The sequence below is a fragment of the Streptomyces lothianensis genome, assembly GCF_047779955.1.
Taxonomy (GTDB): Bacteria; Actinomycetota; Actinomycetes; order Streptomycetales; family Streptomycetaceae; genus Streptomyces.
In genome coordinates this window covers 23554-42191 of record NZ_JBLMKT010000011.1, presented here as the reverse complement: position 1 = coordinate 42191, position 18638 = coordinate 23554, and the positions used below count along the sequence as shown (strand labels likewise).

The 18638-nt window shown below is 72.3% G+C and carries 16 protein-coding genes; 11 read left to right on the top strand and 5 right to left on the bottom strand.

Features of this window, described 5'->3' with window-relative positions; all coding sequences use genetic code 11:
• Positions 1–4 precede the first annotated feature (4 nt).
• Both ACLF6P_RS01035 and ACLF6P_RS01030 read left to right on the top strand, forming a co-directional pair.
• Positions 5–256, top strand: a complete 252-nt coding sequence (locus ACLF6P_RS01035; RefSeq protein ID WP_415947351.1) for a type II toxin-antitoxin system Phd/YefM family antitoxin — start codon at positions 5–7, stop codon at positions 254–256.
• Positions 253–504, top strand: coding sequence for a type II toxin-antitoxin system RelE family toxin (locus tag ACLF6P_RS01030; protein WP_415947350.1), 252 nt, complete (start codon positions 253–255; stop codon positions 502–504). Before ACLF6P_RS01035 ends, ACLF6P_RS01030 begins: the two co-directional genes overlap by 4 nt.
• Positions 505–553: 49 nt before the next feature.
• On the opposite strand, the gene ACLF6P_RS01025 is transcribed toward ACLF6P_RS01030, so the two are convergent.
• The gene (locus tag ACLF6P_RS01025; protein WP_415947349.1) at positions 554–3202 is read right to left on the bottom strand and encodes an MFS transporter; all 2649 of its coding nucleotides are present in this window, start codon (positions 3200–3202) and stop codon (positions 554–556) included.
• Between the two features lie 180 nt (positions 3203–3382).
• Between ACLF6P_RS01025 and ACLF6P_RS01020 the strand changes: the two genes are divergently transcribed.
• Entirely contained in the window at positions 3383–3994 is a 612-nt protein-coding gene (locus tag ACLF6P_RS01020; RefSeq protein ID WP_415947348.1) for a Uma2 family endonuclease, read from the top strand.
• A gap of 40 nt (positions 3995–4034) precedes the next feature.
• Here ACLF6P_RS01020 and ACLF6P_RS01015 read toward each other — a convergent pair whose 3' ends face one another.
• Complete coding sequence (locus tag ACLF6P_RS01015; protein ID WP_415947347.1) at positions 4035–5567, bottom strand: PstS family phosphate ABC transporter substrate-binding protein; 1533 nt, start codon at positions 5565–5567, stop codon at positions 4035–4037.
• A gap of 179 nt (positions 5568–5746) precedes the next feature.
• Complete coding sequence (locus ACLF6P_RS01010; protein ID WP_415947346.1) at positions 5747–7711, bottom strand: serine/threonine-protein kinase; 1965 nt, start codon at positions 7709–7711, stop codon at positions 5747–5749.
• Between the two features lie 246 nt (positions 7712–7957).
• Here ACLF6P_RS01010 and ACLF6P_RS01005 point away from each other — a divergent pair, with 246 nt between their 5' ends.
• The 7 genes from ACLF6P_RS01005 to ACLF6P_RS00975 all read left to right on the top strand — a co-directional run bounded on the left by ACLF6P_RS01005 (position 7958) and on the right by ACLF6P_RS00975 (position 15592).
• Positions 7958–8365: a putative quinol monooxygenase gene (locus tag ACLF6P_RS01005; RefSeq protein WP_415947345.1), complete on the top strand. Its 408-nt coding sequence runs from the start codon at positions 7958–7960 to the stop codon at positions 8363–8365.
• Between the two features lie 105 nt (positions 8366–8470).
• Positions 8471–9835 (top strand): aspartate aminotransferase family protein, encoded by a 1365-nt coding sequence (locus ACLF6P_RS01000; RefSeq protein WP_415947344.1) that lies wholly within the window; start codon positions 8471–8473, stop codon positions 9833–9835.
• Positions 9836–9996: 161 nt separating this feature from the next.
• On the top strand, positions 9997–10671 hold the full coding sequence (locus ACLF6P_RS00995; RefSeq protein WP_415947343.1) for a GntR family transcriptional regulator: 675 nt from the start codon (positions 9997–9999) through the stop codon (positions 10669–10671).
• A gap of 6 nt (positions 10672–10677) precedes the next feature.
• A complete protein-coding gene (locus tag ACLF6P_RS00990) occupies positions 10678–13239 on the top strand; it encodes a dolichyl-phosphate beta-glucosyltransferase (RefSeq protein WP_415947342.1) in 2562 nt (853 codons plus the stop codon).
• Between the two features lie 159 nt (positions 13240–13398).
• Positions 13399–14049, top strand: coding sequence for a hypothetical protein (locus tag ACLF6P_RS00985; RefSeq protein ID WP_415947341.1), 651 nt, complete (start codon positions 13399–13401; stop codon positions 14047–14049).
• Positions 14050–14165: 116 nt separating this feature from the next.
• A complete protein-coding gene (locus ACLF6P_RS00980; protein ID WP_415947340.1) occupies positions 14166–14810 on the top strand; it encodes a hypothetical protein in 645 nt (214 codons plus the stop codon).
• Between the two features lie 11 nt (positions 14811–14821).
• Positions 14822–15592: a bestrophin-like domain gene (locus ACLF6P_RS00975; RefSeq protein WP_415947339.1), complete on the top strand. Its 771-nt coding sequence runs from the start codon at positions 14822–14824 to the stop codon at positions 15590–15592.
• A 322-nt stretch (positions 15593–15914) separates the two neighbouring features.
• On the opposite strand, the gene ACLF6P_RS00970 is transcribed toward ACLF6P_RS00975, so the two are convergent.
• Both ACLF6P_RS00970 and ACLF6P_RS00965 read right to left on the bottom strand, forming a co-directional pair.
• Positions 15915–16526 carry a hypothetical protein gene (locus tag ACLF6P_RS00970; RefSeq protein ID WP_415947338.1) on the bottom strand — a complete coding sequence of 204 codons (612 nt, stop codon included), beginning with the start codon at positions 16524–16526 and terminating at the stop codon, positions 15915–15917.
• 58 nt (positions 16527–16584) lie between these two features.
• Positions 16585–17607 carry a trypsin-like serine peptidase gene (locus tag ACLF6P_RS00965; RefSeq protein ID WP_415947337.1) on the bottom strand — a complete coding sequence of 341 codons (1023 nt, stop codon included), beginning with the start codon at positions 17605–17607 and terminating at the stop codon, positions 16585–16587.
• 281 nt (positions 17608–17888) lie between these two features.
• Between ACLF6P_RS00965 and ACLF6P_RS00960 the strand changes: the two genes are divergently transcribed.
• Entirely contained in the window at positions 17889–18521 is a 633-nt protein-coding gene (locus ACLF6P_RS00960; RefSeq protein ID WP_415947336.1) for a DUF6875 domain-containing protein, read from the top strand.
• The last annotated feature ends 117 nt before the right edge of the window (positions 18522–18638 follow it).

Below are 18638 nucleotides of genomic sequence, written 5' to 3'. Positions count from 1 at the left end.
GTGCATGACTGAAGTTCCCATCAGCAAGGCCCGCGCCGAGCTCGGGGACCTGGTGCGCCGCGCCGCGCACGGCCGCGAGACCATCGCGCTCACCGACCACGGCCACGTCGCGGCGCTGCTCGTATCTCCGCAGGTGATAGAGGATCTCGAGGACGCGCTCGCCATCTCCGAGCGGGAGCGGCGCAAGTCGGAGGGCACCTTGGGTGAAGGCACCTCGCACGCCGAGGTCGGCCGGCTCCTGGGGCTGCGCGCGTGACCTACACGATCATCTGGGAGCCGGAGGCCATCAACGCGGCCGTGCGCTTCCTGCAGGACGACCCGCAGGGCCTGGCGCTCCTCTACGAGGCGATCGACGGCCTCGAAGAGGAGCCCCGCCCGGCGCAATCGACACCGTACGGAGGCGCGTACCGCAGATTGCGTGCGGGCGACTACCGGGCGCTTTACACCATCGACGACGACGTGGTCCGCATCCTCGTCACGCACGTCGGCCGGAACGCCCGCTGAGCCGTCAGCCATCGAGCGTCGTCCCCCGGCCCACCTACCCCCGGCCCACCTACCCCCGTAGCGCCGGTTCCGTCGCCTTGCCCCGCGCCCTGACCACCGCCCCCGCCGCCGCGGCCAGCACCATGACGCCCGCCGAGCGCAGCAGGGTCGAGCCGTTGGCGTCCGTCAAGGCGGTGTTCAGTTCCTCGCCGGCCACGAACCCGCCTCCTTCGAGGTTGCGCCAGAGCAGTTCCCCGCCCAGGCCCAGGCCGATCTGGTACACGAACAGCACGCCCGCCGCGACGCTCGCGTACTGCCGCGGTGCGAGCGGGGACGGCGAAACGGCCGTCGCGGCCGCGAACAGCGGAGCCAGGGCGAGCCCGAGGCCGAAGCCGCAGAGCAGCAGACCGGGCAGCAGGCCCACGGCGTAGGAACCCTCCGGTCCGAACGTGCTGAGCAGCAGCAGGCCGAGCGCCGCGAGCAGCAGCCCGGTCGCGATCAGCGCGCGCGGCTCGCTGCGCGGCAGCACCCGGGCGGCGACCAGGACGGCCGCCACGGCCAGCGCCGCGACCAGCGGCAGCAGGGCCGCGCCGGCTCGCAGGAGCGGGTACCCGAGGGCGTACTGCGCGTCGATGTTGACCGCAGGAATCAGGCAGGACAGTACGGCGCCGACGAGCAGCAGCGCGAACAGCGCACCGAGGCGGTCGGGTTCGCGCAGGAAGCCGCGCGGCAGCAGCCCCGCGCCCGCCCGCTGCTGCGACCACGCGAACGCGAGCAGCAGCGCGAGCCCCACGGCCAGCGGGATCAGGGCCGCGGGCGAGGTCAGACCCACCTCGTACTTCTTGAGCGTGACCCAGGCGAACGCGGCCGGCACGGTGCCGCCGAGCACGACGCCCGGCAGATCGAAGCGCGCGACGGGCGTCGCGGCCGACACCTTGACGTCGTGCGCCCCCAGGGCCGTGCCGAAAAGGACCAGCAGCGCGAGCCCCGCGAACCCGTACCAGGCACCTCGCCAGGCGAGGCCCTCACCGAGCAGCCCGGCGAGCAGCTGCCCGAGAGCCGCACCGCCGCCGGTCACCGCGGCGTACACCCCGAACGCACCGGCACGCCCCCGGCCCGTCGGGAAGTGCGCGCTCACCAGCGCGAGCGCCGACACCGCGGTCAGCGCCGCACTCACTCCCGCCAGCGCCTGCGCCGCGATCAGCACGGGCGCCCCGGGGGCCGCGGCGAGCAGGACCCCCGACAGCGCCGTACCGGCCAGACCAGCGATCAGGAGTGGCTTGCGCCCGACCCGGTCCGCGAGCTGCCCGCCGAGGAGCAGCAGGCCGCCGAAACCCGTGGAGTACGCGAGGAGCATCCAGTCCCAGGTGTCGGAGCCGGTGTCGAGGTCGCGGGTGATCTCCGGCAGCACCGTGCGCACCAGGGCCGGGCCGAGCAGCACGAGCAGTTGCGCGAGCACGGCCCACGCCAGGGTCATGCGGCGCCGGGGGTGCGGTTTCGGGCTCAGGGGTGTGGTCGCGTCGTAAGGGCCCGGGGGTGGTCCGGCGGGCAGCGGAGGCGGGCCGAAGCCCTGCGCCGGGACGGCGGCCTGCGGGTGGCCGGGGGCCGGTGCGACGCCCTGCGGGGGGTGACCGGGCTGCTGGAGCGGCGAGGCCGCCCGGTCCGCGCCCGAGGGCTCGCGCTGGAAGGGCGTACGGGGGTCCGCAGCCGGATTCACCGCCGGATTCGCAGCCGCAGCCGGACTCGCAGCCGAAGCCGCAGCGGGGCTCGCAGCCGGTTCCGGCGGCCCCTGACCGTCCGCCATCCGGGTCTCGGGCCCGAAGTCGAGCAACCGGGCGGCATGCCGCCCCAGTTGTGCGAGCACCGGCCCCGGCAGCCACTCGTCCTCGCCGCCGCTCCCGCCGTCGGCTGCCGTACGCTCCACGATCTGCTCGGGCGTGGGCCGCTGCGTGGGATCCTTCCGCAGGCACTCCGTCACAAGTCCGAGCAGCGCGTCGGGCACCCCGGCCAGATCCGGCTCCTCCTCGGCGATCCGGAACAGATGGGCGTTGAGCCCGCTACTGCCCGCACCGAAGAGCATCCGCCCGGTGGCCGCGTACACCAGGACCGCGCCCAGGCAGAAGACATCGCTCGCCGGGGTGAGTTCGAGGCCGCGTACTTGCTCGGGGGACATGAATCCGGGCGAGCCGACCAGCATCCCGGTGTGCGTGAGCAGACTGTCCGGGGCGAGGCCGTCCATGGCGCGCGCGATTCCGAAGTCGATGACGCGCGGGCCGTCGACCGTCACCAGTACGTTGGACGGCTTGAGGTCGCGGTGGATGAGCCCGGCCCCGTGCACGGCGGTCAGCGCCTCGGCGAGCCGGTGCGCGAGGACCCGTACCGAATGCTCGGGCAGTGGCCCGAAGTCCTTGGCGACGGAGGTGAGATCGGGCCCGGGAATGTACTGGGTGGCCACCCAGGGCACGTCCGCCTCGGTGTCGGAGTCGAGCACGTCCGCCGTCCACGCCCCGCCGACCCGCCGTGCGGCGGCGACCTCGCGCGCGAACCGCCGCCGGAACTCGGGGTGCGCGGCGTGCTCCTCCTGCACCACCTTCACGGCGACGGTCCGCCCGCCTGCCGACCGGCCCAGGTACACAAGCCCCATCCCGCCGGCACCCAGCCGGGCGATGAGTCGGTACGGGCCTATGGAGGTCGGGTCTGCGCTGATCAACTGGTCCACACCGGGACGGTAGCCCATACGGCTCAGCCGAACCCGGTCAATCTCCGGGTCACCCGAAGGGGTGGCGGTACGTGGACCCGCCCCGGCGCTCCGGCATATGCGCCGATGCTTGTGGGCATGGCAGCGAGCGGCGTTACCGTGGAGGGGCATCTCCGACATGCCCGAGCGAGGAGTAGGCCGATGAGTGCGCAGCCGGTGGAGCCGACCAGGCCGACGGTCACGTATCAGCAGCTCCAGGAGCTCGCCGAGGTCTACGAGGCCGAGGCGAAGAACCGCGGCGAGCTGGCGCGGGCAGACATCACGAACCAGGAGATCACCGTCCACATGATGTCCCCTTCCAATCCGCACGGTCGGATCGTGATGCAGATCGGCAGGCAGATCGAGAATCAGGACCGCGACGCGGTGGCGCTGCCCGAGACCCGTGTGCACCGCCCCGATCTCGGCATGTGTCGCACAGCAGACCTGTTGGTCCTGACCGAGGATGCCTGGGACCGGCAGCCCGAGGACTTCGGCACCCTCGCCCACGACGTCTCCGTGGCCTTCGAGGTCGTGTCCATCTCGGACCCGGGCCGCGACTACATCACCAAACTCCGCGAGTACCCCCGCATGGGCATCCCGGTCTACGCGATCGTCGACCCGCGCGACGGCAAGGTCACCGTCCACTCCGGTATCGACACCTCATCGGGCGTCCCTGCCTACGAGGAGCCCCCGGCCCGCTACAAGTTCGGCGAGACCGTCCCGGTCGGCCCCTGGACCCTCGACACCGCGCAGTTCCCCCGCTACCGCGACTGAGCGGCTGCCCGGCCGGGGGCGGGCCGGCGGAGCGCGACGCTCATGATGCGCAGATCTTCAGTCCCTCCGGCGTGTAGCACGGCAGATGCCCGTGGGTGCGGACCACGTCCTGGCCGCTGCCGCGCATCGCGTAGTTGAGGAAGCTGGAGGCCAGGGAGTCGGCCGGCGGGCGGCCGTAGGTGTGGGCGTATTCGATCTCGCGGAAGGGGTACGCGGAGTCGGAGATGCCGTCGAGGGCGGGCGCGTGGCCGTCGAGGGAGACGCGGTGCAGGCCCTTGAGGTCGGTGCCCGAGCGGAGCTCGCTGTAGCCGATGGCGCCCGGCAGCTCCGCGACCGTGTCCAGGACCTGCTGGGTGGAGTCGAGTTCGCAGCGCAGGACCTCGGCGCCGGGGTCCAGCTTCCGGCGGCAGTCCGCGGAGGACGCCGCCGGTTCGAAGCCGTGCAGGACGCGGCGCTGGAAGACGCCCCGGGTACCCGAGTTGGAGTTGCGGCTGACCAGGACGACCGGGAGGTCGGGGCCGCCGAGCCGGGACCAGTTGCGGATCTCGCCCGTGTACAGCTTGCGGATGGTGTCGGTGGAGAGGTTCTCCAGGGACACCTCGTCGTTCAGGACCATCGCGAAGGCCGTGACCGCGATCCGGTTCTCGGTGAGCCGGGCGTCCGAGTCCGCGCCCGGTTGCGGGCCGTCGGAGAGCGTGAGCACGGCGGGCGAGCCGTTCTTCGCCGCCTCGCCGGCCGCGACGAGTTCGCGGATGCCCGCCGTGCTGCCGCGTGCGTCGACGGTGATCTCGGAGCCGGGACAGTCCTGTTCGTACTTGGCGGCCAGTTCCTCGGCGACCGGCCGGAAGGCGGTGGAGCCGACGACCTTGAGCTTTCCCTGTGCGCAGCCCATGGGCGAGGAGGTCTCGCCGCGCACCATCACCAGCGAGGACAGGGTGATGACGCAGAGCGTGAGGAGGACGGTCAGGAGGCGGGCCGGGCGGCTGAAGAGGGGCGGGGTGTCGTCGAGCGTCGTCGAGCGGGTCTCGGTGACGTCGCCGTCCACCAGATCGCCGACGACTTCGATCGGTGCCTCTGTGGCCCCGCCGTTGAGCAGCACGAGCAGCTTGTAGTGCTTGCCCTTGTTGAGCGGTACGCGGGGGACGTGGAGCAGGCCTTCCTCGTGCCGCAGCGGTGTGGGCGGCCGGGAGAAGTGGCCCATCATGTGGGAGCTGCCGGCCGGCAGCGTGACGGCCGTGCCACGGATGGCGCGCTGCTCGAACCTGATGGTCAGACCGTAGGGTCCGCCGCTGTCGTAGTCCTCGGCGGTGATCGCCTGCGAGCCGATGTTCTCGAAGCGCAGCAGGACGAGGGTGGCATCCGCCATCTCCTCGTCGTCGTTGAACAGACCGAGGCGTACGTTGGGCTGCCCCTCCACGCCGTTGCTGCCGATCGGCGTGTCCAACTGGACGCGGTAGCCGAGCCGCTTGCGCCGGGGCACCCGACGCTCGTACCAGAGTACGGCGACGGAGGCGAGGACACCGATCACGGCGGTCCCCACGGCGATGATGTTCTCGGCGGTCAGCCAGTCCATGGACTGCACGGTAGGAACAGGCGTACGGGCACGGGGCGTTGACGTCGGAGCTTCGGCGAACGTTCGCCCCGCGTTCAGCCGCGGGCGGCGATGGCTCCCGGAGTCGGCGGTGGCTCCCGGGGTCGGCGGTGGCTCCCGGGGTCGGCGGTGGCTCCCGCGGTCGGCGGTGGCTCCCGGGGTCAGCGGACGCGGGTGTACGTGAGGGGTTCGCCGCCGCTGCCGATGAGTTCGCGGGTGAGGCTCGCGTCGTCGAGGAGGCGGAGTTCGCTGATCTCGCCCGGTTTGCACTTGTCGGGATCGCCCGCGGTGACCTTCGAGGGGCTGAGCAGGATGCTCGTGGTGTCCACCGAGCGGAGGCTCGCCGTCCAGCGGCAGTTGTAGTTGGCGCCCCGGCCGGTGAGGGACATGACCGTATCGCCCGTGTTGCCCTGCTGGAGGGTCAGGAGGCGCTTGTTGACGCCGCCTTCGCCGAAGGACGCCTCCCAGACGCCCGTGAACTCCTCGGGGATGTCGCCGTTCGGGGAGGAGGGCGGCTGGGTGTCCGGCGTGGACGCGGGCGGCTGGTCCGTGGTCGGCGGGGGCGGGGTGTCCTGGGTCGGGGCGCCGGTCGGGCTCGGGGACTGGCGGCCCTCCGAGCGGTTGCCCGGATCACCCTTCATCACCGCGTACACCGTGCCGCCCGCCCCGATCGCCACGACCACGGCGACGGCGACGAGGAGGGCGGTGGCACGGCCGTTGCGGTGCGGGGGCGGCGGCAGCGGGGCTCCGGTGCCGTACGGGGCGTGGTGCGGGTTGGTCGGGTACTGGGGCGGGCCGCCGTTCACGGCGGAACCGTACGCTCCCGGCGCCTGGCCCGGCGGGAAGCCGTAGCCGGGGTGGGAGTGGGGCTGGGAGTGGGATTGGGGCTGGGATTGGGGCTGGGATTGGGGCTGGGGCTGGGTGATCGTGGGCTGGTTCGGCGGCCTGTACGCGAGGGTGTGGCCCTCGGGCTGCGCAGGCTGCTTCGGTCCTTCCGCCTGCGCGGGCGCATCCGGGCGGTCCTGGACCGTCTCCGGTGGGGCGGCTTCCGGTCCGCCCGGTGCCACCGGCCCCTGCGGAGCATCCGCTTTCGCGGCGTCCGCCGGCTCCTTCGCGCCGCCCGGGCCCTTCGCACGGTCCGGCGCCTTCGCCGCTGCCGGGTCCTCCGTCCTCGTGTACCCCTCCGCGCGCCCCGGCTCCACCCCACGCGGGTCCTCCGAGTCCAGCAGCTCCACCGCATGCCGCCCCAGCTGGGCGACCAGGATCCCGGGCAGCCACGGCTCGCGGACCCGTCCGTCGTGCACCGTGTCCGCGCCGTCCGCCAGTTCGAGGACACGGTCGAGGGAGGGCCGGGCTGCCGGGTCCTTGTGGAGGCAGGCGGTGACCAGGGCTTGGAGGCTCTCGGGGAGGTCCGTGAGGTCCGGTTCCTCCTGCGCGATGCGGAACATCAGCGCGTGCACCCCGCTCCCGTCGCTCCCGAACGGCAGCGCCCCGGTCGCCGCGTACGCGAGGACCGAGCCCAGGCAGAACACATCGCACGCGGGCGTGAGGCGCTCGCCGCGTACCTGCTCGGGGGCCATGCAGCCGGGCGAGCCGACCAGCGCGCCGGTCCGCGTCAGGCCCCCGTCGGTGACGGTGTCGAGCGCGCGGGCGATCCCGAAGTCGATGACGCGCGGTCCGTCGATCGTCACCAGGACGTTGGACGGCTTGAGGTCGCGGTGGATCAGCCCCGCGGTGTGGATGTCCTTGAGCGCGTACGCGAGGCCGGTCGCCAGAACACGTACGGAGCGTTCCGGCAGCGGGCCGTGGTCGGCGGCGACGACCTGCTGGAGCGAGGGCCCGGCGACGTACCCCGTGGCGGCCCAGGGGATCTCGGCCTCGGTGTCGGCGTCCAGGACGGGCGCCGTCCAGGGCCCGCCGATCTGCCGCGCGGCCTGCACCTCCTGGCGGAACCGGGCCCGGAACTCCTCCTGTTCGGCGAGTTCCCGCCGTACGAGCTTGACCGCGACGGTCCGCCCCCGCTCGGAGCGCGCCAGATACACCTGGCCCATTCCGCCCGCACCCAGCCGTCCCAGAATCCGGTAGGCCCCGATGGCCCGCGGATCGTCCGCCCCCAGTGGCTCCATGCCCGCCGTCCTCCCCGATGCCACCGGCTTCCCCGGCTCCCCTGGCCCGACAACCTTGAGGATAGTGCGCGGCACGGAGCCGTCTGCTCCGCGGACTGCTGCAGCTCGGCAACGCTTTCGCCCCGCTTCTGCCTTGCCTCCGCGCCGCTTCTGTCCTGCTTCCGCACGGCAACTGGCGCGAATGTGCCGGGGGTTGGCAGTACGGCCGCTGTGCGGGCCGCCGGCGCGCGGGCGAGGATTCCGCGTATGGCATCAGGGATATCGGAGACATCAGGGACGCCGGAATCGGCGACGACCACGGCAGCGGCACCCGCAGCGACCACGGCCACGGCAGCGAGCACGACCACAGCCACGACCACGATCGTCCGCGTCAGCGAAGCCCGCGTGCGGCCGGAGCGGTTCGAGGAGTTTCGCGCGTACATCCTCGCGGCGGTGCGCGGGTTCCCCGCGCGGTACCCCGGTCTCGTAGCGCACGAGGTGCTGGCCGCCCCGCCGCATTCCCTGCTCTATGTGAGCCGCTGGCGCGGCGAGGCGGATCTCGTCGCGTACGCGGGCCCGGGGTGGCGGGAGCAGCCCGTCATGCTTCCGGGTGAGGAGGACTATCTGCTCGGCCCGCTCGAAGTGCGCCACTTCGCGAGCGAGCCGCTGCAGTGAGGGGCGTGCACCCCCTGAGCCCCCACCAACCTGTCGAGCGACACCCCCCGACCCCGGACAGGACGCCGATGGAATGTCCGCATCCCGGACATCTACCCTCGGTCCATGACCCCTCATGAAGCCGCTGACCTCGCGAAAGGCGCCGCCGTGAAGGCCGCCGACCGCGCGCATGTGTTCCACTCCTGGTCGGCCCAGGAGCTGATCGATCCGCTCGCCGTGGCCGGTGCCGAGGGCGTGCACTTCTGGGACTACGAGGGCAACCGGTACCTCGATTTCACGAGCGCACTCGTCTACACCAACATCGGCTACCAGCACCCGAAGGTCGTCGCCGCGATCCAGGAGCAGGCGGCGAGCATGACGACGTTCGCGCCCGCCTTCGCGGTCGAGGCCCGCTCGGAGGCCGCCCGCCTGATCGCCGAGCGCACCCCCGGCGACCTGGACAAGATCTTCTTCACGAACGCGGGCGCCGAGGCCGTCGAGCACGCCGCCCGGATGGCCCGGCTGCACACCGGCCGCCCGAAGATCCTGAGCGCCTACCGCTCGTACCACGGCGCGACCGCCACCGGCATCAACCTCACCGGCGACCCGCGCCGCTGGGCCTCGGACACGGGCTCGGCGGGGGTCGTACGGTTCTGGGCGCCGTTCCTGTACCGCTCGCCGTTCCACTCGGAGACCGAGGAGCAGGAGTGCGAGCGGGCGCTGAAGCACCTCGAGGACACCATCGCCTACGAGGGGCCGCAGTCGATCGCCGCGATCATCATGGAGACGGTGCCGGGCACCGCCGGGATCATGGTGCCGCCGCCGGGCTATCTGCCGGGTGTACGGGAGATCTGCGACCGGTACGGCATCGTGCTCGTCTTCGACGAGGTGATGGCCGGGTTCGGGCGTACGGGCAAGTGGTTCGCCGCCGAGCACTTCGACGTCGTCCCCGACCTGCTGACCTTCGCGAAGGGCGTGACCTCCGGCTATGTGCCGCTGGGCGGCGTGGCGATCAACGCGGCGATCGCGGAGACCTTCGCGCACCGGCCGTACCCGGGCGGTCTGACGTACTCCGGGCACCCGCTGGCCTGCGCCACCGCGGTCGCGACGATCAACGTGATGGAGGAGGAGGGGATCGTCCGGAACGCCGCGAAGATCGGCGCGGATGTCCTCGGCCCGGCGCTGCGCGAGCTGGCCGCCCGGCACCCCTCGGTCGGCGAGGTGCGCGGCATGGGTGTCTTCTGGGCCCTGGAGCTCGTACGGAACCGGGCGACGCGCGAGCCGCTCGTGCCGTACAACGCGAGCGGGGCGGATGCGGCGCCGATGGGAGCGTTCGCGGCGGCGTGCAAGAAGGAGGGCCTGTGGCCCTTCGTCAACATGAACCGCACCCATGTCGTCCCGGCCTGCACGATCACGGAGGCCGAGGCGAAGGAGGGCCTGGCGGCGCTGGACACGGCGCTCTCGGTGGCGGACGAGTACGTCACGGAGTGAGCCGACGGCAGCGGTCGGGGCGCCCTCGGGCAGAGATGGGGGCACCCCTCGCGGGCGCCCCGCGGCCACACTCCGAAGCCGCACCACGGGTGCCTTCGGCCCCCGGGCGCGTAAGGTGACGGCGCAGCACAAAGCGCCGTCACCGGGGAGGGAAACCCACCATGCGCACCGCCGGCAGCAGTGCGGTCACCCGCAGTACCCTGCGCCAGCAGATCGCGGACGCGCTGCGTGACGAGGTGCTCGCGGGGCGTCTCGCGCCGGGGCAGGAGTTCACCGTCAAGGAGATCGCCGAGCAGTACGGGGTCTCCGCGACGCCCGTCCGCGAAGCCCTGGTCGACCTCTCCGCGCAGGGGCTGCTCGACAGCGCCCAGCACCGCGGGTTCAAGGTCCACGAGTACACCGTCGAGGACTACCGCGGCATGGTCGAGGCCCGTGCCCTGCTCGCCGAGGCGATCTTCCGCGGGATCGCGGAGCGCGGGATCGAACAGTCCGATGACTTCCTGGTCTCCGTGCGCCGCCGCGCCGAGGAGTCGGCGCGGGCCGCGGGCAGCGGCGACCTGAACGTGCTGATCGGCTACGACCTGCGCTTCTGGTACGAGCTGAGCTCGCTCTTCGGCAACGCGTACCTGAGCGACTTCCTGCACCGGCTGCGCGTGCAGTCCTGGGCCTTCGCGGTGCCGCTGCTGCGCGCCGCGGGCCCGCTCGAAGGACGGCTCTGGGACGGTCACACCGAGCTCGTGGACGCCGTCGGACGGCTCGACGCACCGGCCGCGTACGAGCTCGTACGGGCGTACAACCGGCATGCGCTCGAACTCGTCGACAAGCTGGCGGGGTGAGGGCCGTTGGCCATCGAGCTGACGGTCGTCGTCCCCGCGTACAACGAGCAGGAGCGGCTGCGCCCCACCCTGGACGCGATCACCGGGTACCTGGGTGACACCCGCAACTGGGAGCTGATCGTCGTCGACGACGGCTCCGGCGACCGCACCCGCCGCATCGCCCACGAGGCCGCCGTCGCCGAACCGCGGATCCGGGTGCTGCCCGGGGACACCAACCACGGCAAGGGGCACGCGCTGCGCCGCGGCGTGCTGGCCTCGCGCGGCGAACGCGTCCTCATCACGGACGCCGACCTCGCCACCCCGATCAGCGAACTCGACCGCCTCGACAAGGCGCTCGCCGACGGCCACGCGGCCGCGATCGGCTCACGCGCGGCCGCGGGCGCGCGGATCGAACACCACCAGCATCCCGTACGCGAAGGGTTGGGCCGCGCGGGCAACCTGCTGATCCGGCTGCTCGCGGTGCCCGGCATCCGCGACACCCAGTGCGGCTTCAAGCTCTTCGACGGCGAGCACGCCCGCAGCGCCTTCGCAGCGGCCCGGATCGACGGCTGGGGCATCGACGTCGAGGTGCTGCACCACCTCCGGCGCGAGCGGCTGCCCGTCGCGGAGGTGCCCGTGCGGTGGTCCCATCAGGAAGGCTCCAAGGTGCGCGCCCGCGACTACCTGTCCGTGCTGCGCGAAGTGACCGCGCTGAAGGCACGCTCCCTCGCGCCGGGGTCCGGTGCGGTCGTTTCGTCCGACGGCGGGGGCGTTCAGTCCGGCGGTGCGGTCGTCCCGTCCGACGGCACGGTCGACCCGTCCGACGGTGCGCCCACGCCTCGCGGTCCTGTGGCCAGGTTCCGCCGCCTCGACCGCGGCTCCCTCGCCGTGGCCGGCCTCTTCGTCCTCGCCTCCTTCCTCCTCTACCTGCGCCGCTGGACCGACCCGGACGGCCGCTACCTCCCGGACGCGCTGCAGGACCAGAACCAGTGGGAATGGTTCTTCGACGTCACCGCACACAACGTCCTGAACCTGCAGAACCCCCTGTTCACCGACCTCCAGGGCTATCCGGACGGCGTGAACCTGATGGCGAACACGGTGATGCTGGGGCTCTCCGTGCCCTTCACCCCCGTCACCGCGCTCTTCGGCCCGGCGCTCTCGCTGCAGCTGGTGATGACGCTCGGCCTCGCCGCCACCGCGTACGCCTGGTACTGGCTGCTGCGCCGCCACGCCGTACCGCAGCGCGCCCCGGCCGCGATCGGCGCGGCGCTCGCGGCCTTCGCGCCGCCGATGATCAGCCACGCCAACGCGCACCCGAACTTCATCGTCCTGTTCATGATCCCGCTGATCATCGACCGCGCCCTGCGGCTGGTGACCGGTGAGAGGGTGGTACGGGACGGGGTGGTCCTGGGCCTCTTCTCGGCGTACCAGATCTTCCTCGGCGAGGAGCCCCTCCTCCTCGCGGTGATGGGTCTGCTCCTCTTCGCGGCGGGCTACTCCCTCGTCCGCCGCGATGTCTTCCTCGCGGCCTGGCGCCCGGTCCTGCGCGGCCTCGGCATCGCAGCCGCGGTCGCACTCCCCATCGTCGCCTTCCCCCTCTGGTGGCAGTTCTTCGGCCCGCAGAGCTACTCGGGCATCGGGCACGCCCCCAACACCGCCAACAGCCCCCTCGCCCTCGTCTCCTTCGCCGAACGCTCCCTCGCCGGCGACCGTGAGAACTCCCAGTCCCTCGCGATGAACATCACCGAGCAGAACGCCTTCTACGGCTGGCCGCTCGCCGCACTCGCCCTCGGCATCGTCGTACGGCTGTGGGACCGCGCCCTCGTCAAAGCCCTCGCCTTCACGGGCTGCGCGGCCGCCCTGCTCTCCCTCGGCTCCCGCTTCGACCTCCCCGGCACGACGATCACCGTCACCGGGCCGTGGCGGGCGCTCGCCAACCAGCCGCTGCTCTCCGCCGTCATCGAATCCCGCATCGCGATGATCTGCGCCCCGGTCCTCGGCCTGCTCATCGCCCTCGCCCTCGTCCGCCTGCGCACGGCCCGCCCCGCGCACCGGCGCTGGGGCCGCGCGGCGGTCGCGGCGGCGCTGATCCCGATCATCCCGCTGCCGCTGAAGGCCGTGGACCGCATCCCCGTCCCCGCGTTCGTCACGGACGGCATGTACGAGGCGTACGTGGCCGAAGGCGAGACCCTGGTCCCCGTACCGCTCCCCGACCCGGCTGTCGCCGAAGGGCTGCACTGGCAGACGGCCGCCGACTTCGGCTTCAAGCTTCCCCGCGGCTACTTCAACGGACCCTGGGGCCCCGAACGCAAGGGCATCTACGGGGCCGCACCCCGCCACACCTCGAACCTCCTCGCGGAGGTCCGCGGCAGCGGCGAGGTCCCGGCCCTGTCCCCGGCCTGGCAGGCCCAGGCCCGCGAAGACCTCGCGTACTGGAACGCCGGCGCCCTGGTCCTGGCCCCCCAACGCCACCAGGACGCCCTGCGCGAAACGGTCACCCGCCTCCTGGACGGCCAGGAACCGGAGTTCGTGGGCGGCGTGTGGGTGTGGGACCTGCCCGAGGGGGCGTGGGAGGACGGCGGACCGTAGGGGGCCCTGCCGACTCACCCCGCTCCGGGGCCGACTCGCCTCGCCCGGGGGCCGACTCACCCCGCCCGGGGCCAACTCACCCCACCCCGGGCTCTGCACACACCGCAGCGGACCGACTACGCTCGCCCGAACGCGTCTGCCGACCCGAGGAGCTCCCCCTTGGCCTGTGACCTGTGGCTGGTCCCCCTTGTCGACGTGCTCTGCCACAGCCCCGACAATCCCTTCTCCGAAGAGCTCGCGCTCTACGACAAGGTCCTTGCCGAGGCGGGACACCCACCGGTGCCGGTCTTCTCGTACATGCCGGGCCTGAGCGGCGACGTGGCCCCCGTCGCGGGCTTCGACTACGACGCGCTGCACTTCCTGCGCCGCGCCTACCTCCTCCAGCTCTGCGGCCTCGCGGTCACCCCGGTCGACGAACTGGGCGGCGACTACGAACAGCTCCTGGAGATGTTCGAGTCGACCGCCCAGCAGTCCCACCTGGTCTGGCACTACGACCACGCGGGCGCCTACGTCCCCGTGGACTTCCCGACCCCGCTCGCCACCGACGAACTCCTCGACGCGGGCGGCCCCTTGGGCTCCTCCCACGCCCTCCTGCGCGAACTCGAACAGGTGGCCCCGTCCATCGGCATCGACCCCGCCAACCCGCCCCCGGCCCCGGCTCCCCCCACCGCCCCGACGGACCTGGAGCAGCCGGCGGCCCCGCCCCCCTCGGACCCCAGCCCCTTCGCCCGCGAACGCCACGTCTGGCTGGGCCTGCACGCGGCGGCCACCCGCAGCCTGGGCCAGGGCTCCATGATCGTCTTCAGCTGAGTCGCACTTACCAGAACTGAACGACCGCGTCCACGATCCGGCCGTACGATCCCTCCTCCGGGCGAAGCAGACGGCGTACGCACATGATCGGGCCGCGCGTGACGCATGGTGCCCACGTGACAGTGAATACCGCGCGTGGCGCGGCCGCCGCCGCTGCCCTGCTGGCCGCTGCCCTGCTGGGCGCGCTGCTGCTGGCCCCTGCGGCGGAGGCCCGCGCGGCCCCCGCCGGGGTCAAGAGCGGGGTGCGGACGGACAGTTGCGCGTACGTCGGGGTGGACCTGCCGCTGGTCGAGCTCGGGCGGATCGCCCGCGTTGAGGACGTGGAAGTCGCCGTACGCCTGGCCTGCCACAGCGAGCCACCGCCTCCGCCGTCCACCCCCGCGCCGACTCCCACACCCACGCCGACACCGCCACCGCCGCCCGCGCCACCACCGACCACGGCGGCCCCGGTCCCGGCGCCATCACCGTCTCCGCCTCCGCCGAGTCGCGCCCCGACGCCGAGGCCGACGCCGTCTCCTCCTGCCACATCGCCTCCCTCCCCGGCCCCCTCCCCGACTCCCACACCGTCCGCCACCCCCGAGCAGGCGTTCTTCCCGCCACCGCCGAGGGCCCGCCCGCACCGCACCGCCGAAGCCGGGGGCTCGCCGGTCACGCGCACGCTGCTCCTGGTCGCACCCGCGGTGATCGCCGCAGCGTTCGGTGCGGCGGCCGGCGGCGGAACGGGCGCGACGGGCACGGGCGGCCGTTCCCACTCCTCCTGAAGGGACAATTCTTGAGCAGCTGGCTGGTACTCGGCCTCGCCATGTCCGCCGCGGTCGCAGTGGTCGTGTTCACCGCACTCGTCCGAGACCGCCGGGGAGGGGACGACGAAGCCGACGCGGACGAGACTCCCGACGTCATCGAGTACATGACGATGATGATCGGCGTGGTCTACGCCATCGTCCTGGGCCTGGCCATCGCCGGAGTCTGGGAGGGTAAGGCCGCCGCCGAGGACAACGCCCGCGCCGAGGCGTTCGCGCTGCACGAGCTGCACGAGCGCGCCGCCGAATACCCCGAGGCCGCGGCCGACCGCATCCGTGCCGCGGTCGACACCTACGCCGCCTACGCGGTCACCGAGGAGTGGCCCACGTACGCCGACACGGGCGAACTCACCGACCGTGGGGACCGGCTCCTTGCCGACGTGCGCCAGGCCATCCTCGACCACCAGCCGCGCACCGACATGGAGAGCCGTGCCTCGTACGCCCTCACCGATCAGCTGACGGCGGCGGCCGAGGCGCGCAACGTCCGTTCCCTGGAGTCAGGTTCGACACTCGGCCCGCTGGTCTGGTTCGGCCTGCTCGCCGGCGGTCTCGTCAGCGTCGGCATGCTCTTCGCCCTGCAGCTGAGACGCTCCCCGCGCGAACTCATCCTGGCCGGGGTGTTCACCGCCCTGATCGCCTTCCTCCTTTTCCTGGTCTGGGAGTTCGACGCCCCGGCGGCCCGCGACATGGACAGCCTGACCGAAGCCTTCACGACGCTGTTCCCGGGGGCGACGGGAGGCTAGTGCCGGACTCCCGTGCCGGACTCCCGTGCCGGGCTCCCGTGCCGGACTCCCGTGCCGGGCTCCCGTGCGTCCCGGACTCCGGTGCGCTTCGCGCTGGTCGGGCAGTCAGGGCAGCGCCACCTCGCCCGGATAGGACTGAGCGCGGTCGAGGAGAAGACACTCGACCTGCTCCAGCGGGAGGTCACCCCTGCTCGGTCGGAACAGTGACCTGGGCCGAGGCCAGGGTCTGATCCGCCTGATCCGCCTGATCCGCCGGACAGGCTCTGGACCTGCGCCTGCGGAACGGGTGGTACGCGGGTGCGGATGGGCCCGGGAGGTGTGGTCACTGCCGTGGCAGCGGCAGTTGGCAGACCACGGAGACGACACCGGGCATGCCCGGTGGTGTCTCGACGTAGCGGACCAGGTACTCGACCAGACCGTCGCGCGGCCCGGTGCAGCGCCCCCGCTCGACCGCCTGGGCGTGCGCGGCCAGACGGGCCCGCTTCCGCGCCCGGGCGAGCTCCTCGGGGCCCGCGCCCCCGGGCAGTGCGACGGCCAGGCCGACAGGGTGGCGGCTGACGGCGTACACGACGTGGCGCCCGTGCGCGGCCACGGAGAAGTGGGTCCGAGTGCCGTCGGGCCCGCGGGCGGTGCAGTTGTGTACCCGGCCGCACGCGCCACATGAGTCATCGACGCGTTCGAGACGCTCCGGCGCGGAGCCCGTGAAGTCCGCCAGCAGGCCCATGAGGCCTTCCCCGAGCGCCTCCGCGCGCCGGGCGCCGGAGGCGTCATGCTCCCGGGACAGGACCAAGGAGCGCAGGGTGACGGGGACTTCGTCCTCGCCACCCTGCGTGAGCGCCGTACCCAGCGGCGGGGCGGTCAGCAGCGGATGCGGTGCGGCCCACCCCACGCCGGGACGGGAGGGCGGCATCCACTGCTCGGGTCCGTACGTCATAGGTGACCGCCCTCCTGCCGCCGGGTCCCGGGTCGATCGTCACCGCCCGGAGGTCGCCTCAGGGCCGTGCCTCACCGATCTGTTCCATGATTGCGTAGAAGTCCTGCATATCCGAGCCGAAGCGGGGCGACGCCATGAAGCTCTGGGTGTCACTCACGCTGTTCAGCCCGCCGATGTAGCCCTGGCCGGTTTCATAGTCGTAATTCATCAACCAGGGGCCGCCACTGGAGCCCGGCGACATGTTCGCGCACTCCACCTGCCACATGTTGAGCGGCGGGACGGTGGGTTCCACCAGGTCCTGGCAGATCTCCTGGTGCCGGCCGTCGTAGGGCGGTCCCGAGTAGCCCAGCACGGTCACGTTCTCGCCGGTGCGCATGTCGTTCGCCATCGGGTAGCCGCCGGCTGCCTCCAACGGAGTCTCGCCGGCGGCGTTGTCGTTGGCGACGATCATGCCGTAGTCGTATGCGTTGTCGGACTTGTCGCCCACGCTCCACCGGGGCGAGGTCGCTATGTTCCAGGCGGTGAACGCGCCGTGCGGGATGTTCCCGTTGTGGAAGCCCGGGTAGAACACATGGTTCTTGGTCCAGGTGCCGTACTTCCCGCCTTCGTGCAGACAGTGTGCCGCCGTTAGGACGAGGACCTCGGAGTCACTGTTGATGACCGTGCCCGTGCAGGCGTCGGGCTTTCCGTTGGAGTGCTCGAAGACGAGCTTGCCGACGGCGGTGGAGTGCGCTCCTTCGACGGCCGGAGGACCGTCGTCGGCGGGGTCGTCGGCCGCTGTCACCGCGGCTGCCACGGATCGGTCCCCGCCGGTCCTGGCGGCCTCGTGGGCCAGTGCCCTGCCGATCCGCTCGGGTGTCCAGTACGCAAGCAGGGCATCGTCCCGGGACGATGCCCCGTCGCCCTGCGCCCCCGGTGCGTCGACGACCGGACGGTGCAGCTCGGCCGTCGGGCCGGCCGTCTGGTCGGCTGTCCGATCGGCGGCGTCGGCCTGGCCGGGCAGTCCGAATACGGCGACGGCCGACAGGCACAGTGCGGCGAGCGGGGCGTACTGGCCCCTCGGGCCCGTAGTGCGCCGCATGCGGCGTGGAAACCCGGGGAGTGGCATGCGAAGTACTCCGTTCGTGGAGGAGATGTGCGGAATCCGTAGCACCGAGCGACGAGCCGCAGGGGGCGACGCGCGCCGGGTCCGGCGGATGCGGACTGATTGCCGCGGCGTTCAGGATGCCCAGGCGAGGTGGGCGGAACCAGGGGGGTTTTCCGGAAGGAGCCGCGTCATGGTCCGAAGCGCGCGCGATGCCGAAGGGATATCCGCGCTGCCTATCGTGACCGCGACCGCGCACACCACCGAAATGAGGGCTGATGTCCGAGGATTCGATGACCACGGCTCGCGACTGGCTCGCCGCGTACACCCCCAGTCCCCATCCCGAGCTCGGCCGGAGCGGAGTCGTCTGCCCGTACATGGTGAAGGCGCTGCGCCGTGACCACGTGCACATGGTGGAGTTCGACGCATGCGAGGGCGACGCGGCGCTGATGGCGCTGGCCCGGCAACTGCTCGACCAACTCCGGGTGAAGGCCCAGGCATTGGGGCCGGACCGGATCTATCTGGTCAACATGGTGGTGCCCTACGGCAGGCCGGACGAAGAGATACGGGCGATGGTGGGGCGCGTGCACCAGGCGCTCAAACCGGAGTGGGTGGAAGCCGGCTACATGCTCGGGGACTTCTGGCCGGACCACGAGACCATCGGTCTGCACAACGACGACTTCCGCCCGTTCACCAGTCCGCTGCCGCTGCTCGGTATGCGCCATATCGTTCCCGCGGACCTGTTCTTCTTCGTCAAGCACGAGCGGGATCCCGCCGACCGGCTGTGGTGTCTGGAGGCCTTTCGGAAGAACTTCGAGGGGCAGCTCAACGAGTACTGGACGAAGCAGCTGGAGGCCGCGGAGGCCGATGCGCTGCGTGAGCTGTCGGAGCAGGCGCCCGCCGCCGTGTGAGAGGGATCGGATGGCGCGCCGGCCGGCTCGGAAGCCGTGGGTCCCTGCTTCCGGGCGGAGGGGAGGCCGGCGCGCCTCCGGGTGGTGGGCGGCCGGGCTCGTGACGAAGCGGCGGGT

What these genes read in the sequence shown, in the direction of transcription:
- ACLF6P_RS01035 (WP_415947351.1), top strand. Translation starts at nt 5, where the DNA reads ATGACTGAAGTTCCCATCAGCAAGGCCCGCGCCGAGCTCGGGGACCTG.
- ACLF6P_RS01020 (WP_415947348.1), top strand. Translation starts at nt 3,383, where the DNA reads ATGAGTGCGCAGCCGGTGGAGCCGACCAGGCCGACGGTCACGTATCAG.
- ACLF6P_RS01015 (WP_415947347.1), bottom strand. Translation starts at nt 5,567, where the DNA reads ATGGACTGGCTGACCGCCGAGAACATCATCGCCGTGGGGACCGCCGTG.
- ACLF6P_RS01010 (WP_415947346.1), bottom strand. Translation starts at nt 7,711, where the DNA reads ATGGAGCCACTGGGGGCGGACGATCCGCGGGCCATCGGGGCCTACCGG.
- ACLF6P_RS01005 (WP_415947345.1), top strand. Translation starts at nt 7,958, where the DNA reads ATGGCATCAGGGATATCGGAGACATCAGGGACGCCGGAATCGGCGACG.
- ACLF6P_RS01000 (WP_415947344.1), top strand. Translation starts at nt 8,471, where the DNA reads ATGACCCCTCATGAAGCCGCTGACCTCGCGAAAGGCGCCGCCGTGAAG.
- ACLF6P_RS00995 (WP_415947343.1), top strand. Translation starts at nt 9,997, where the DNA reads ATGCGCACCGCCGGCAGCAGTGCGGTCACCCGCAGTACCCTGCGCCAG.
- ACLF6P_RS00970 (WP_415947338.1), bottom strand. Translation starts at nt 16,526, where the DNA reads ATGACGTACGGACCCGAGCAGTGGATGCCGCCCTCCCGTCCCGGCGTG.
- ACLF6P_RS00965 (WP_415947337.1), bottom strand. Translation starts at nt 17,607, where the DNA reads ATGCGGCGCACTACGGGCCCGAGGGGCCAGTACGCCCCGCTCGCCGCA.
- ACLF6P_RS00960 (WP_415947336.1), top strand. Translation starts at nt 17,889, where the DNA reads ATGTCCGAGGATTCGATGACCACGGCTCGCGACTGGCTCGCCGCGTAC.